This window comes from Haemophilus sp. oral taxon 036 (genome assembly GCF_002998595.1).
Taxonomy (GTDB): domain Bacteria; phylum Pseudomonadota; class Gammaproteobacteria; order Enterobacterales; family Pasteurellaceae; genus Haemophilus; species Haemophilus haemolyticus_K.
Genome location: NZ_CP027235.1, coordinates 255,832 through 271,659 on the forward strand (window position 1 = coordinate 255,832; position 15,828 = coordinate 271,659).

A 15,828-nucleotide genomic window follows, 5' to 3' on the forward strand; every position below is an offset into this window, starting at 1 on the left:
TAAGCATGGATTTACAAAATCGCGAAAATTTTCTTAATAAATTAGCGGCGAAAATGGGTAAAGCCCGAGCTATCGAACCTGAACCGATGGATGCACCAGTCAATACATACCCAACTGAGCGTTTAACCCATTTAAGTGCGGTTGATTTAGCGAATGAATTTATCAATTCTGCGAAAACCATGATGGTGGACGTAAATGTGTGTAAAGAATCTGATGCAGTGCAAACTTTACTTGCTCTTTGTGAAAAATATGGTGGCGGTGATGTTGTACTTAATTCCGATGAAAGATTGAGCACACTTGGTATTCCTGTAGCGCTTGAAACGAAATATACTTGCCATACGTGGTCATCAGAAACGGCACAAGATAACATTCGTTTTTCTGAAAAAGCTAATCTTGGCGTAGTTTATGCAGAATATGGTTTGGCGGAAACTGGCGGAATCGTCTTATTCTCTAGCGCAGATCGTGGACGTTCAGTGAGTTTATTACCTGAGAAATCAATTGTTGTTTTACGTAAAAGTCAAATTGTTCCTCGTGTTGCACAAGTGGCGAAAGTATTACACGAGAAAGCACAACAAGGCGAGCGTATGCCATCTTGTATCAATATTATCTCAGGTCCGAGCTCAACGGCGGATATTGAATTGATTAAAGTGATTGGTGTCCATGGACCCGTAGCAAAAATCTATTTAATAATTGATGATCTATAATGCAGAAAGGGGCAAATGCCCCTTTTACTTTCCCCAATCAAGAAATTTTTCCACCTTCATCTGAAATTAGTTTTTTTCATTATTTTTTGTTATTTCATTAATTTTATTAAATTACCTCTTGAGTTTTTTAGTTAAAGTGAAATAATGATAATCTTTCTCAATAATAAAAGGATATGATAATGAAGAAAGTTATTAAATTAAATTTAATCACACTCTGCTTAATCAATACCCTAAGTGTTTCTATCGTTGATGCAAAAGCTGAAGAAACATTAGATCAAATTGATGTAGTAGAAAAAAATGTCGCCAACGATAAAAAACCTTTTACGGAAGCGAAAGCCAAAAGCACCCGAGAGCATATTTTTAAAGAAACCCAAACTATAGATCAAGTTATTCGAAGTATTCCTGGTGCTTTTACTCAACAAGATAAAGGCTCTGGCGTAGTTTCTGTGAATATTCGTGGCGAAAATGGGTTAGGTCGTGTCAATACAATGGTTGATGGGGTTACACAAACCTTTTATTCCACCTCAATGGATTCGGGACAATCTGGTGGTAGCTCTCAATTTGGAGCAGCGATAGAGCCCAATTTTATTGCTGGTGTCGATGTCAATAAAAGCAACTTTTCAGGAACAAGCGGTATAAATGCGTTAGCGGGCAGTGCTAATTTTAGAACATTGGGCGTTAATGATGTTATTACCGATGACAAACCATTTGGTATTATTCTGAAAGGAATGACAGGGAGCAATGCCACTAAATCCAATTTTATGACAATGGCGGCAGGCAGAAAATGGCTTGATAATGGTGGCTATGTAGGCGTGGTGTATGGTTATAGCCAACGTGACGTTTCACAAGATTATCGTATCGGTGGCGGAGAACGATTAGCATCATTAGGGCAGGATATTCTTGCTAAAGAAAAAGAAGCCTATTTCCACAATGCAGGTTATGTTTTAAATTCAGCTGGACAGTGGATACCTGATTTAAACAAAAACCATTGGTCTTGCAATGCACCAAATCCAACATTTCATGGAAGTACAGAAAAAACGACAAACTCTAATGATTTCACAGGAGAAACAGAAACCATATGGACTGATTCAAATTGCATTACCCATATTGAAAAATCCAATATATATGATCCTGAAGAAACTGAGACCAGTGTAAAGAATATTTATAAAAATCAGGCTAGAAAAAACATTCTACAACAATTAGGAGCTGGCAAAAAACCCGAAGATATTGAAGAACTCCAAAAAGGTGATGATGGAATTGAAAAAACTGACAAATCATTTGAACGTAATAAAGATCAATATAGCCTCGCCCCTATTGAACCAGGCAGTTTGCAATCACGCTCACGTAGCCATTTATTAAAATTTGAATATGGCGATGATCACCATACGCTAGGGGCGCAACTACGTACATTAGATAATAAAATTGGTTCTCGCAAAATTGAAAACCGTAATTACCAAGTCAATTATAACTTCAATAATAACAGCTATCTTGATCTTAATTTAATGGCTGCACATAACATTGGCAAAACCATTTATCCTAAAGGTGGATTTTTTGTAGGTTGGCGAGTTAGAGATAAACTTATCACAAAAAATGCAGCGAATATTGTTGATATAAACAACAGCCATACTTTCTTACTACCAAAAGAAATTGATTTAAAAACCACATTAGGTTTTAACTATTTTACCAATGAATACAGTAAAAACCGTTTTCCAGAAGAGCTAAGTTTATTTTACAAAGGAGCATCAGGCGAACCTGGTCGTTACACGTATACAGATGGGCAGCTAGAGGGTACTCAAAGTTTACTGCCTCAACGTTCAGTAATCTTACAACCTTCCGGTAAACAAAAATTTAAAACAGTGTATTTTGATACCGCACTTTCTAAAGGAATTTACCATTTAGACTATAGTGTCAATTTTACGCATTATGCATTTAACGGTGAATATGTAGGTTACGAAAATACACCAACACAAATTAATGAACCGATTTTGCATAAATCAGGGCATAAAACAGCGTTCAATCATTCTGCCACATTAAGTGCTGAGCTAAGCGATTATTTTATGCCATTTTTCACTTATTCGCGCACACACAGAATGCCGAATATTCAAGAGATGTTTTTCTCTCAAGTGTCTGATGCGGGGGTGAATACCGCATTAAAACCTGAACGAGCAGAAACTTATCAACTTGGTTTTAATACCTATAAAAAAGGCGTTTTTACTCAAGACGATGTATTAGGAGTTAAGGTTGTTGGCTATCGTAGCTTTATTGAAAACTATATCCACAATGTGTATGGAGATTGGTCGCGAGATGGTGTTCTTCCTGAGTGGGCAAGCGTCAATGGTTTTCGTCTGACGATTGCTCATCAAAATTATCAACCAATAGTGAAAAAAAGTGGAGCTGAGTTAGAGCTGAATTATGATATGGGACGTTTTTTTGCGAACTTATCCTATGCTTATCAACGCACGAATCAGCCGACCAATTATGCAGATGCCAGCCCACGACCGAATAATGCCTCAAACGAAGATATTTTGAAACAAGGTTATGGTTTATCACGAATCACTATGTTACCAAAAGACTACGGTAGATTAGAGCTTGGCACTCGCTGGTTTGATCAAAAATTAACTCTTGGTATCGCAGCCCGTTACTATGGAAAAAGTAAGCGTGCTACAACTCAAGAAGAATACATCAACGGTTCTCGCTATGAAGAAAATACTGCGGGCGACAGAATTTATTATGCTATTAAAAAGACAGAAGATATTAAAAAACAACCGATTATTTTAGATTTACACGTCAGCTATGAACCAATCAAAGATTTGATTATTAAAGCGGAAGTACAAAATCTGTTAGATAAACGTTATGTTGATCCATTAGATGCTGGAAATGATGCGGCTTCGCAAAGATATTATTCAAGTTTAAATACTTCTATCGAATGTGCAAAAGATCCATCTGCTTGTAACGGTGGTTCAGATAAATCTGTACTTTATAACTTTGCACGTGGAAGAACTTATATTCTGAGTTTGAACTATAAATTCTAGTAAGTTCATATAAAAGGCATAGCTAATAAGCTATGCCTTTTTAAATAATGTTTATGATTCAATTTTAGAATTTATTATCTTATTAAAAGATTATTACTACAGTCTATCAATCATCCCTAATACTAATGATGAAGACTGTTTTGCAGCCAACGGTAAGAACTCTTCAAAAGACATACTTGCTTCACCATTGCCTGCATCTGAAATGGCTCGAACCACTACAAAAGGCACATTAAAAGCATAACAAACTTGAGCAATCGCTGTTGCCTCCATTTCAACCCCCATTACATTCGGGAAGTCAGCTTTTATTTGTGCAATTTTGTCTTCACTATTAATAAAACTATCGCCAGAGCAAATTAAACCACGTTTTACTGATTGTCCTTGCTTTTCTGCAATTTCTTGAGCAAGGTCAGCTAGTTTTTTGTCAGATAAAAATGCTGCTGGATTAGCTGGCAACTGCCCTTTTTCATAGCCAAAAGCTGTCACGTCCGCATCGTGGTAGCGTGTTTCATCTGAAATTACAATATCTCCCACTTTCAAGCCTTTTGCTACCCCACCCGCAGAACCAGTATTGATCACAAAATCTGGCTTGGCTACTTGTAACAATGCCGTCGTGCCAATTGCAGCGGCTACTTTTCCAATACCTGATTGCAACAATGCAACATCTTTACCATTAATTTTGCCTTCAAAAATGACCGCACTTGCTACTCGAGTTTCAGTTCTCTCTGCCATTACATTTTTTAAAATTTCGACTTCTTGCGCCATTGCGCCAACAATTCCGATTTTCATCACTTTTGTTCCTGTTCTATTTTATTTACCAAAAAATCTAGCACCGCCACGCTATAATCATCGTTATAAAGCGTGCTCGCCGTGAGTACATATTTTCCCCCAATGACAACATAAGGATAGGTAAAAACACCATATTCTTCTGTCAATTCAATCGCATCTTGAATTTGTTCTTTTACTCTTTCTGAATTTTCAGTTTGAATAAATAACTGCTTATCTAGCCCTTGTTCTTCCGCCCATTGTTGAATTTTATTTGTCGTAGACAACTCTGCATAACGGGATTTTTCTGAAGTTTCAAATAATAAAACATTAGATAATTCACCCGCACTTAGTGCTTGCAAGGTATAAAAAATACGTGCGCTAAACTGACTATCGGCAGTTGCAATAGGATATTGCTCCAACGCAACTTTATTTGTACGTATTTGACTATAAAGCTCTAAAATATCTTGTGCTGACGAACATACGCGGCAATCGTAATCAAAAAAGAATTGAATACGTATTTTTTTATCCGCTCTAGGCACTTGTTCAATAGGCTCTTGATAAGAAAAATAATCCTGCCCATCTTCAAAATGCATGACATCAGAAGATGGTAAGTGCGGTGGATTTTGAGTAGAAAATTCTTTTTGATTTACTTCGGCTAGAACCGATGATGTAAACCCAAATAAACCTAATACGAATAATCCATAAAATTTCAAAACATTACTCATCAATGGCTTCAATATATTCCACTAAAAGCTGTACATTTCGGTTACCACGAAACTCATTAACATCCAATTTATATGCAAATCTTGCCTGTTTAATTGAAAGATCAGGATACAATCTTGTGTCAATATTAAACGCAACCGCGTCTAATAAAGGCCCACCTTGTTTTGGCTCCACTAACATTTTGAGATGGTTTTGATTTTGTCCAATTGCACGCTGGTCTAAAATTTTAAATTCACCATCAAAACAAGGCTCTGGGAAAGCTTGTCCCCAAGGGCCTGCTGATTTTATCAATTCCGCCGTTTCAAGATTAAATTCATTTGAATTTAATTCGCCATCGGTCCAGATTACGCCTTGTAAATGTTCTTCATCAAGCCAATCGGCAACGGTTTGATTAAAAATATGTTGGAAATCGTCAAAGTGTTCTTCTCGAAGGCTTAATCCTGCAGCCATCGCATGGCCACCAAATTTTAAAATCATATTAGGATGTTGCGAATGAATACGCTCTAAAACATCACGCATATGCAAACCTTCGATAGAACGCGCAGAACCTTTCAAGATTCCCTCACTATCTTGTGCAAAGGCAATCACAGGACGGTGATATTGTTCTTTAATTCGAGAGGATACTATTCCCAACACACCTTGATGCCAATCGGGTTGATAAAGTGTAATCCCCGAAGGTAACTCTTTAAAAAGTGCGGTGAGATTTTGGCAAATTTCTAACGCCTCAAGCTTCATGCCTGCTTCAATTTCTTTACGCATTTGATTGAGTTGGTCAAGATCTAAAGCCAATTCTCTGGCTTTTAGCATATCGTCCGCCAGTAAAAGCTCTACCCCAATCGACATATTGTCTAAGCGCCCTGCTGCGTTTAAACGAGGCCCGATACAAAAACCGAGATCACTTGAAGTAAACTGTTCAACATTACGGTTGGCCACTTCAGCCAACGCAATAATACCAGGACGACAACGCCGTGCACGAATCCGCATTAAGCCTTGATAAGCAAGGATACGATTATTTTGATCTAAAGGCACCACATCTGCGACAGTACCCAATGCCACTAAATCGAGCAAGTCAGTAAAATTAGGTTGTGTTTCTGCAGTAAAAATACCGAGCTCACGAAATTTTGCTCGTACGGCTAACATCAAATAAAACGCAACACCAACGCCCGCTAAGGATTTTGAAGGAAAACTACACTGGCTTAAATTAGGGTTAACAATAGCATCGGCTGGCGGCAAAGTTTCCGGTGGTAAATGATGATCCGTCACTAAAACACGAACACCTTTCTCTTTCAAAAATGCAACGCCTTCAAAAGATGAAACGCCGTTATCCACCGTCATTAAAAGCTGTACACCCTTTTCAATCGCCATTTCAGCCACTGGAATACTCAAACCATAACCTTGTTCAAATCGATTTGGTACAAGATAATCCACGTCAGCAAAACCAAGTTGTCTTAAAGCCAGCACACTCAATGCTGTACTAGTTGCACCATCAGCATCGAAATCCCCTACAATCACTATTTTTTGCTGTTGTTGGTAAGCTTCCACTAATAAATTTACGGCTTGCTCAATACCATATAGCTGATTTGGATTCAGCATTGATTTTAAAGTGCGGTCTAATTCTTCAGTGTTTTGAATATGGCGTGCGCGATAAAGGCGATCTAATAACGGATGGTTTGAAACAGAATTTCCAATTGGAATTTCACGGCGTTTGATAAGTTTTTTCACGGTGTATTTTGTTTTAATTTATCATATTCAAAGGGCATATAAGATATGCCCTTATAAATATGAATATCGCTAGAATTATTTTGTTGTTTCTTCAAGTGCGCTCAATAAATCAGCGGGTTTTAAATAACCGCCAATAAGCTCACCAGTTGAGGTAACAATACTCGGTGTGCCATTTACGCCAAATTGCGCACCTAATTCATAATGCTTTTTCACAACATTTGGGGTTTTAACTTCTTTCGGTAAATTGCCTTTTTCAGCTTCGTTTAAAGCAAAAACAGGATCTTTTGCCGTCCAAATTGCTTCCATTTGTTTTGCCGTTTGGTTATTCATGCCCGCACGAGGGAAAGCTAAATAACGCACGGTAATTCCAAGATCGTTATATTCTTTTAATTGCTGATGTAATAAATGGCAATAATGGCAAGTAATATCCATAAATACCGTCACAACATGCTTTTCATTTTTAGCGGGATAAACAATCATCTCATTTTTATAAGAATTAAGTTTATCCACTAAAATTTTACCCGCCACATCAACAGGACCATTATTTGTGAGTTCGTAAAGTTTACCTTGGAAAGCATATTTTCCATCTTCCGTCACATAAAGTACGCCTTGATCTGTGACGGCAGTTTTGATACCTGAAATTGGCGAGGATTTCACATCAATATTTGATGCGCCAAGAGACTGTAATTTGCTTTTAATCGTGGCATCGTTTGCCATTGCATTAGCCGCAGCCATGCACAAAAGTGCGATAAAAATTTTCTTCATTTTTTGTTCCTAAATTAGCTTGAGTAAGAAAGTCTGAAATTATAGAGAGATTGCTAATTTCTGCAAGGTCAAACTATCCAAAAATCAGAAAATAGCATATAATTCCACACTTTATCACACAGTGAATTTATTATGTTTGAAATCAATCCTGTAAAAAATAAAATCACCGACTTATCCGACCGCACTTTGGTGCTTCGGGGGTATCTTTGACTTCGATGCCAAAGTTGAGCGTTTAGAAGAAGTCAATGCGGAATTAGAACAGCCAGATGTTTGGAATGATCCAGATAAAGCCCAAGCGCTTGGTAAAGAACGCGTTTCCTTAGAACAAGTTGTAAATACCATCAAAAATTTAGAACAAGGTTTAGAAGATGTTGATGGATTATTGGAACTTGCCATCGAAGCAGAAGACGAAGACACCTTCAATGAAGCGATAGCTGAATTAGATGAACTCGAACAACAACTCGAAAAATTAGAGTTCCGTCGAATGTTTAGTGGCGAACATGATGCTTGCGATTGCTATGTGGACTTACAAGCTGGTTCTGGCGGTACGGAAGCTCAAGATTGGACAGAAATGTTGCTCCGTATGTATCTCCGTTGGGCTGAAAGCAAAGGTTTTAAAACAGAACTGATGGAAGTATCTGACGGTGATGTAGCTGGGTTGAAATCGGCAACGATTAAAGTGAGCGGTGAATATGCTTTTGGTTGGTTACGAACAGAAACTGGTATTCATCGTTTGGTGCGTAAAAGTCCATTTGATTCCAATAACCGTCGTCACACATCGTTCAGCGCGGCATTTGTCTATCCTGAAATTGATGACGATATTGATATTGAAATCAATCCCGCTGATTTACGTATTGATGTGTATCGTGCATCGGGAGCTGGTGGACAGCACGTAAACAAAACTGAAAGTGCGGTGCGAATTACCCATATGCCAAGTGGTATTGTTGTGCAATGTCAGAACGATCGTTCACAGCACAAAAATAAAGATCAAGCGATGAAACAATTAAAAGCGAAATTGTATGAGCTTGAATTACAGAAGAAAAATGCAGATAAGCAAGCAATGGAAGATAATAAATCCGACATTGGTTGGGGAAGCCAAATTCGCTCTTATGTATTAGACGATTCACGCATTAAAGATTTGCGTACTGGCGTGGAAAACCGTAATACGCAAGCCGTATTAGACGGTGATTTAGATCGATTTATTGAAGCGAGTTTAAAAGCTGGGCTTTAATCATGATTTGCTGGATAAGTAAAGACGCGTTACTTATCCCATCATAAGAAATAACCCCAAAGTGCGGTTATTTTTAAAGGTATTTTTAAAGTTAAAATTAAAGGTAAACAACATGTCAGAACAAGAAGTTAAAGAATTAGATCTCAATGGCGAAATGCTCGTTCGTCGTGAAAAATTAGCCGCATTACGTGCAAAAGGTAATGCATTTCCAAACAAGTTTCGTCGTGATGCTCTCGCACAAGATTTGCACAATCAATATGATGCAGAAGACGGTGAAATCTTAAAAGAGAAAGGCATTGAAGTACAAGTTGCAGGCCGTATTATGACTCGCCGTGCAATGGGTAAGGCGACGTTTATCACCATTCAAGATATGAGCGGTAAAATCCAGCTTTATGTTGCACGCGATAATTTGCCTGAAGGCATTTATAAAGATGACGTTGGTACTTGGGATTTAGGGGATATCGTTGGCGTTAAAGGCACTTTATTTAAAACAAAAACCGATGAACTCACAGTGAAAACCACTGAAGTTCAACTTTTAACTAAAGCACTTCGCCCATTACCAGATAAATTCCATGGCTTAACTGACCAAGAAGTTCGTTATCGCCAACGTTATTTAGATTTAATTTCTAACGAAGAATCTCGCCGCACTTTTATTATTCGTTCTAAAGTTGTCGCGGGTATTCGTGAATATTTCATTTCTAAAGGCTTTATGGAAGTGGAAACACCAATGTTACAAGTGATTCCTGGCGGTGCATCTGCGCGTCCTTTCGTGACCCATCACAATGCATTAGATGTGGATATGTATTTACGTATCGCACCTGAACTTTATTTAAAACGCTTAGTAGTGGGTGGCTTTGAACGAGTATTTGAATTAAACCGTAACTTCCGTAATGAAGGAGTTTCTGTTCGTCATAATCCAGAATTTACTATGCTTGAATACTACCAAGCGTATGCAGACTACCATGATTTAATGGATAACACCGAAGAACTTCTTCGTAAATTAGCGATTGATATTCTTGGTACTACCATTGTGAAATACGGCGAATACGAATTTGATTTTGGTAAACCATTCGAACGTATTACGTTACACGATGCAACCATTAAATACGGTGCAGACAAAGGTATCATAAAAGAAGATTTATATGACTTTGATCGTGCAAAAGCCACGGCGGAACGCTTAGGTATTGAAGTACAAAAATCTTGGGGTTTAGGTAGCATTGTCAATGCAATTTTTGAAGAAGTGGCTGAACATCACTTAATTCAACCAACATTCTTAATGGCTCACCCTGCGGAAATTTCACCACTTGCACGTCGTAATGATGAAAATCCTGATGTAACAGATCGTTTTGAACTCTTTATCGGTGGTCGTGAAATCGGTAATGGTTTCTCAGAATTAAATGACGCGGAAGATCAAAATGAACGTTTTGATGCACAAGTGGCTGCGAAAGAAGCGGGCGATGATGAAGCAATGTTTAAAGATGAAGACTTTGTTGTTGCGCTAGAACACGGCTTACCACCAACAGCTGGCGAAGGTTTAGGTATCGACCGTCTAGCGATGCTTTATGCAAATGCACCATCAATTCGTGATGTTATCTTATTCCCTGCAATGCGTCAGAAATAATAAAGATATAAACAAAAGCCACCATTTGGTGGCTTTTTTATCGAAACATGAAAAAGGGAGCTAATGCTCCCCTTATTTTTTAATGATTAACCATTAATAAATTTTTCACCTAATTCAATATCTGCACGTAAAGTCGGCAACATATTTTCTAGAGCTTGTTGTTCAAAATTGCTTAATGGACCAATTGGTAAAATTTCTTCTACACCTTCTTTACCTAAACGAACTGGTTGAGAGAAGAAACGAGCATATTTGCCATCACCTTCAACATAAGTACATTCAACAACTGTCTCGCCACTTAATCCTTTCACTAAAGAACGAGCGAAACGCGCTGCAGCTTGCGCCATTGAAAGCGTTGCAGAACCACCACCCGCTTTTGCATTGACCACTTCTGTACCTGCATTTTGGATACGTTTTGTTAATGGTTCGATTTCATCTTCATTCCATTCAGCATATTGAACCTGAGAAAGTAATGGAAGAATAGTCACACCTGAGTGACCACCAATAACAGGAACGCTAGTACGAGAAACATTTAAACCTTTTAATTCAGCCACAAAAGTTTCAGAACGTAACACGTCTAAAGTTGTCACACCAAATAATTTACGTTTGTCGTAAACGCCTGCTTTTTTCAATACTTCAGCCGCAATCGCAACAGTAGTATTTACTGGGTTAGTGATGATACCAACGCATGCTTTCGGGCAAGTAACCGCGACTTTTTCAATTAAACCACGAACAATGCCTGCATTAATATTGAATAAATCAGAGCGGTCCATACCAGGTTTACGTGCAACACCAGCAGAAATTAATACAACATCCGCACCTTCAAGTGCTGGAGTTGGATCTTCACCAGAAAAACCTTTCACATTCACTGCAGTTGGAATATGGCTCACATCCACTGCAACACCTGGGGTAACAGGGGCGATATCATATAATGCTAAATCTGAACCAGCAGGCAACTGAAGTTTTAGTAATAACGCTAATGCTTGACCAATACCGCCTGCGGCGCCTAATACTGCAACTTTCATAAATACTCCTTATGTGTTAGTTAATTTAAGATGACCTGATTTTAAAATTTTCATCTCACAATTACAAACAGAGAAATATCATTCTATGATCTAGTTCACATTTCTGAGGTAATTTTTTCCTTCTCTTTGCTTTTATTCACATTCAAGTTGCTGAAAATGAATTTTTATGCAATTCTTATGCAAATTTTTGACTATTGAAAAATAAAAATGACTGACAATTTAACTCGTGCTTTTAAAGAATTACTCAATCAAGAACGCTTTGGATCTCAAAGTGAGATTGTTGATGCCTTAAAAAAACAAGGCTTTACAGGTATAAATCAATCAAAAATCTCCAGAATGCTCACCAAATTTGGCGCGGTTCGCACCCGTAATACCAAAATGGAAATGGTCTATTGCTTACCGGGTGAATTAAGTGTTCCTAATACCAGTAGCCCATTAAAAAATCTTGTATTAGATGTTGATTACAATGATATGTTAATTGTCATTAAGACTTCTCCAGGCGCGGCACAACTCATCGCTCGCTTGCTCGATTCAATCGGAAAATCAGAAGGCATCTTAGGCACTATCGCAGGCGATGACACAATTTTTATCACACCAACTCGTGGCACAAAAATTGTCGATTTACTCAAAAATGTCCAACGTTTATTTGAAAACGCATTGTAATGAACATTTTATTAACTGGAGGCACAGGACTTATCGGTAAAGCACTTGTTGAACAACTCTGCTTACGCAACGAACAAGTGACGATCTTAACGCGCTCAAGTAGGCCGCCCACTATCTCAAAGCAAAAAAACATCAAATTTATTACCGTACTTTCAGAACTCGATTTACAAGAACAGTTTGATGCCATCATCAATCTTGCTGGCGAGCCGATTTTTCATAAAGCTTGGTCGAAAAACCAAAAATCTATTTTACGAGAAAGTCGTTTAAACCTTACCACTCAACTGGTTGAATTCATTAATCAATATCAGCAACACCCTATTTTTATTTCGGGTTCAGCGACTGGAATTTACGGCGATCAAGACGAACAAAAAATTACCGAAACAAGCAAAACAGCAAAAAACTTCACCGCACAATTATGCCAAGATTGGGAAGATATTGCGCGACAAGCTAATGCGAGGGTTTGTTTGATTCGAACAGGCATGGTCTTTTCTAAGAAAGGAGGCGCCCTTGCTCAAATGTTGCCTTTATACAAATGGGGACTTGGCGGCAAACTGGGCAATGGAGAGCAATATTTCCCCTGGATTGCTTTGGAAGATATAGTAAATGGCATTTTATTTTTACTCGATCATTCAGAATGCCAAGGCTCATTTAACTTCACCGCCCCGAATCCCATAAAACAACATAAATTTAACCGCACTTTGGCTCGAATATTAAAACGTCCTGCCTTTGCAATCATTCCAAAATGGATATTACATTTCATTCTTGGCGAACGAGCGAATCTATTACTCGAAAGCCAAAATGTTGTGCCTGAAAAATTACTCAACATGGGATTCCAATTTAAATATTCTAATTGCGAAAACTATCTAGAAGAAATTCTAAAAAACAAATAAAAAAATCACCGCACTTTTTTAATGCGGTGATTTTTTATCAGATTAAATATCTCGCCTTATCGCCATTTATTGCTCATTATAAATTTCAAGATTAGATGTTTGTTTTTCACGTTTTTTCTTTGCACTATCGTTCCGTTGACTTGCGATTTTGTCTAAATATTCTGGCGTGATGTCACCTGTAATATACTTGCCTGTAAATACTGAACAATCAAACCCTCGAATAGCCGAATTTTCTAATTGAACAGATTCGGTAAGTGCGGTCAGATCTTGGAAAATTAATTTGTCCACACCAATTAAATGCGCAATTTCATCAACATCTCGACCGTAAGCGATCAGTTCATCACGACTCGGCATATCAATACCATATACATTCGGATAACGAATTTCTGGAGCAGCAGAGGCAAAGTAAATTTTCTTCGCACCAGCTGAGCGAGCCATTTCAACAATTTGCTCAGAGGTTGTGCCGCGAACGATAGAATCGTCCACCAATAAGATGTTTTTACCTTTAAATTCAGCTTTAATGGTATTCAATTTGCGACGAACTGAACTAATACGCTGTGCTTGTCCTGGCATAATAAACGTACGACCAACATAGCGATTTTTCACAAATCCTTGGCGATAAGGTTTCCCTAGTACACGAGCTATTTGTAACGCAATATCTGTGGAGGTTTCAGGAACGGGAATCACCACATCAATATTATCAATTTCATCCGCCCATTGTTTTGCAATTTTTTGTCCGAGTTTTTCCCCCATGTGAACACGTGCAGCATAAACAGAGACGCCATCAATTGTTGAATCTGGGCGTGCAAAATAAACATACTCAAAAATACAAGGATTTAGCACCGCACTTTCGGCACATTGTTGCGAATAAAGCTCGCCATCAAAAGTGACATAAACGGCTTCACCAGGGGCAATATCACGAACAAAGTCAAAACCCACAATATCTAAGGCTACTGTTTCAGAGGCAAACATATAATCAGTTTTGCCATTTTCTTCGCGTTTACCCAACACCAAAGGACGAATACCAAAAGGATCACGAAACGCAACCATACCATGCCCAATAATCATCGCTAAACAAGCATAAGCACCACGAACATCGTTGTGAGTTTGACGAACAGCATTAAAAATATCTTTTGGATCAAGTTTCTCTTGAGGAATGTGATCAAGGTGATTTGCAAGAATATTTAGAAGAAGTTCGGAATCTGAATTAGTGTTTACATGGCGGCGGGCAGTTTTAAAGACTTTTTCTTTTAATTCGACTGAGTTGGTTAAATTGCCGTTATGCACCAAAGTGACACCATAGGGAGAATTCACATAAAAAGGCTGCGCCTCTGAGACGCTAGAACTCCCTGCGGTAGGATAGCGAACATGTCCCAACCCAGCATTTCCTTGCAACCGTAACATATGCTCTTGATGGAAAACATCACTCACTAAACCGTTAGCTTTGCGTAAGCGGAAACGATTTTCATCGTCAACCGTCACTATGCCTGCAGCATCTTGCCCACGATGTTGCAAAAGCGTCAATGCCGCATAAATAGATTCATTAACCGGACTTTGGCTAACAATACCGACAATACCACACATTTTGTGTTCCTTATTGATTAAGCGTTGGATTTAAAAAACTTGAACTAGCCTGAAGTTGTTGAAAGAACCATTCAATAATAAAACCAAAGTGCGGTATTAATTGAGATTCTTTCCACCAATCAGTTTGTTCAAAATTGGTGAAGGTATCCATGAAAAATAATAGCGCAGCGACAATCAGTGCACCGCGCACTAAACCAAAAATCGCCCCTAACACACGATCTGTGCCACTTAAACCCGTCTTATCTACTAATTGACTAATCACATAATTTACTATGGCGCCCACGATTAAAGTCAGTATAAATAAAATCCCGATTGCGGTTCCATTACGAATATACATTGATTCAATTTGCGTAAGATAAGCTGCAAGATAAGGATAGAACTGGCTTGCTACTATAAATGCCACAACCCAGCTACCGAGTGAAAGCACTTCGCGTACAAAACCGCGTAATAAACTGACAAGAATGGAAAAAGCGATAATGCCAATAATAATGTAATCGATCATTAAAAAATCTCTCAATGAAAAACGGCCGTTTAAAACGACCGAGGTATTCTACAAAAATAAAGCCGAAAAGAAAACGTTTGCGTAAACTAAATTTCCTGCCAAAAAGCTCGTTCAAATTTGCTTTGAGCTTTCTTTAAGACTTCTGCTAAATGTTGGTATGTCGGTTGATCTTGCACAAAAGGCAAAGGTTCATGTAGTTGTTTTAACCGTTCGCAAATATCATAAAACCATACTGCACTTTGATTTTCTAATGGCGAATTCGCACGCTTACCAAGCCAATAAAGACCTTGAAAAGGAATAAGCAAGGCAAAAAGTGAGGTCAAAATTGCAATAGAAAAGGCCATCAAATCATTTTTTGCATAAATCTGTTGCCACACCACTGCAAATACAGCAACAAAGGGCATGAATTTTTGTGCAAAACTCGTGGCTTTCATAATACGGTTTTCAGGGAAAATCATGCCTAACTTAGCCTCCTGCGGCCAAGTATTAAGATAAACTTGTCCCTGTTTTAAAATGGAAAAAAATGCCATAAAAATGCTCGTTAAAATAACCGCACTTATCATACCCCACTTTATATTATTTTGTCACCTTACCTAAAAAGTTT

General features: G+C 38.1%; 14 protein-coding genes. 6 read left to right on the top strand and 8 right to left on the bottom strand.

Annotation, left to right across the window (positions count from 1 at the left end; translation table 11 throughout):
* The first annotated feature begins 5 nt into the window (after nt 1-5).
* Nucleotides 6-704 (top strand): lactate utilization protein C, encoded by a 699-nt coding sequence (locus C3V42_RS01245; protein ID WP_106013377.1) that lies wholly within the window; start codon nt 6-8, stop codon nt 702-704.
* 179 nt (nt 705-883) lie between these two features.
* On the top strand, nt 884-3,736 hold the full coding sequence (locus tag C3V42_RS01250; RefSeq protein ID WP_106013378.1) for a TonB-dependent receptor: 2,853 nt from the start codon (nt 884-886) through the stop codon (nt 3,734-3,736).
* Between the two features lie 96 nt (nt 3,737-3,832).
* On the opposite strand, the gene mtnN is transcribed toward C3V42_RS01250, so the two are convergent.
* The 4 genes from mtnN to dsbC form a co-directional block, all read right to left on the bottom strand.
* Nucleotides 3,833-4,522 carry a 5'-methylthioadenosine/S-adenosylhomocysteine nucleosidase gene (gene mtnN / locus C3V42_RS01255; protein WP_106013379.1) on the bottom strand — a complete coding sequence of 230 codons (690 nt, stop codon included), beginning with the start codon at nt 4,520-4,522 and terminating at the stop codon, nt 3,833-3,835.
* Complete coding sequence (locus C3V42_RS01260) at nt 4,522-5,226, bottom strand: thiol:disulfide interchange protein DsbA/DsbL (protein ID WP_106013380.1); 705 nt, start codon at nt 5,224-5,226, stop codon at nt 4,522-4,524. The genes mtnN and C3V42_RS01260 overlap by 1 nt, the downstream gene beginning before the upstream one ends.
* Nucleotides 5,219-6,946 (bottom strand): single-stranded-DNA-specific exonuclease RecJ, encoded by a 1,728-nt coding sequence (gene recJ / locus C3V42_RS01265; RefSeq protein WP_106013381.1) that lies wholly within the window; start codon nt 6,944-6,946, stop codon nt 5,219-5,221. Before recJ ends, C3V42_RS01260 begins: the two co-directional genes overlap by 8 nt.
* Before the next feature lie 75 nt (nt 6,947-7,021).
* On the bottom strand, nt 7,022-7,711 hold the full coding sequence (gene dsbC / locus C3V42_RS01270) for a bifunctional protein-disulfide isomerase/oxidoreductase DsbC (RefSeq protein WP_065264600.1): 690 nt from the start codon (nt 7,709-7,711) through the stop codon (nt 7,022-7,024).
* 132 nt (nt 7,712-7,843) lie between these two features.
* On the opposite strand from dsbC, the gene prfB reads away from it, so the two are divergent.
* Both prfB and lysS read left to right on the top strand, forming a co-directional pair.
* Nucleotides 7,844-8,942 (top strand): peptide chain release factor 2 gene (gene prfB / locus C3V42_RS01275; RefSeq protein WP_106013382.1). Its coding sequence is split into 2 segments (ribosomal slippage): nt 7,844-7,918 and nt 7,920-8,942, totalling 1,098 coding nucleotides; the frame shifts between segments, so codons are not numbered across the junction.
* Nucleotides 8,943-9,054: 112 nt separating this feature from the next.
* Nucleotides 9,055-10,563 carry a lysine--tRNA ligase gene (gene lysS, locus C3V42_RS01280; protein ID WP_065264598.1) on the top strand — a complete coding sequence of 503 codons (1,509 nt, stop codon included), beginning with the start codon at nt 9,055-9,057 and terminating at the stop codon, nt 10,561-10,563.
* An 86-nt stretch (nt 10,564-10,649) separates the two neighbouring features.
* Here lysS and mdh read toward each other — a convergent pair whose 3' ends face one another.
* Nucleotides 10,650-11,585 (bottom strand): malate dehydrogenase, encoded by a 936-nt coding sequence (mdh, locus tag C3V42_RS01285; RefSeq protein ID WP_005634845.1) that lies wholly within the window; start codon nt 11,583-11,585, stop codon nt 10,650-10,652.
* Nucleotides 11,586-11,792: 207 nt separating this feature from the next.
* Here mdh and argR point away from each other — a divergent pair, with 207 nt between their 5' ends.
* Both argR and C3V42_RS01295 read left to right on the top strand, forming a co-directional pair.
* Nucleotides 11,793-12,248, top strand: a complete 456-nt coding sequence (gene argR, locus C3V42_RS01290) for a transcriptional regulator ArgR (RefSeq protein WP_005638679.1) — start codon at nt 11,793-11,795, stop codon at nt 12,246-12,248.
* Complete coding sequence (locus tag C3V42_RS01295) at nt 12,248-13,138, top strand: TIGR01777 family oxidoreductase (RefSeq protein ID WP_065264597.1); 891 nt, start codon at nt 12,248-12,250, stop codon at nt 13,136-13,138. The genes argR and C3V42_RS01295 overlap by 1 nt, the downstream gene beginning before the upstream one ends.
* A 66-nt stretch (nt 13,139-13,204) precedes the next feature.
* Here C3V42_RS01295 and purF read toward each other — a convergent pair whose 3' ends face one another.
* The 3 genes from purF to yfbV all read right to left on the bottom strand — a co-directional run bounded on the left by purF (nt 13,205) and on the right by yfbV (nt 15,754).
* Nucleotides 13,205-14,722 (bottom strand): amidophosphoribosyltransferase, encoded by a 1,518-nt coding sequence (gene purF, locus C3V42_RS01300; protein WP_065264596.1) that lies wholly within the window; start codon nt 14,720-14,722, stop codon nt 13,205-13,207.
* A 10-nt stretch (nt 14,723-14,732) separates the two neighbouring features.
* Nucleotides 14,733-15,224 (bottom strand): CvpA family protein, encoded by a 492-nt coding sequence (locus tag C3V42_RS01305; protein WP_065264595.1) that lies wholly within the window; start codon nt 15,222-15,224, stop codon nt 14,733-14,735.
* 86 nt (nt 15,225-15,310) lie between these two features.
* Entirely contained in the window at nt 15,311-15,754 is a 444-nt protein-coding gene (gene yfbV, locus C3V42_RS01310) for a terminus macrodomain insulation protein YfbV (RefSeq protein WP_048954091.1), read from the bottom strand.
* Nucleotides 15,755-15,828: the final 74 nt, after the last annotated feature.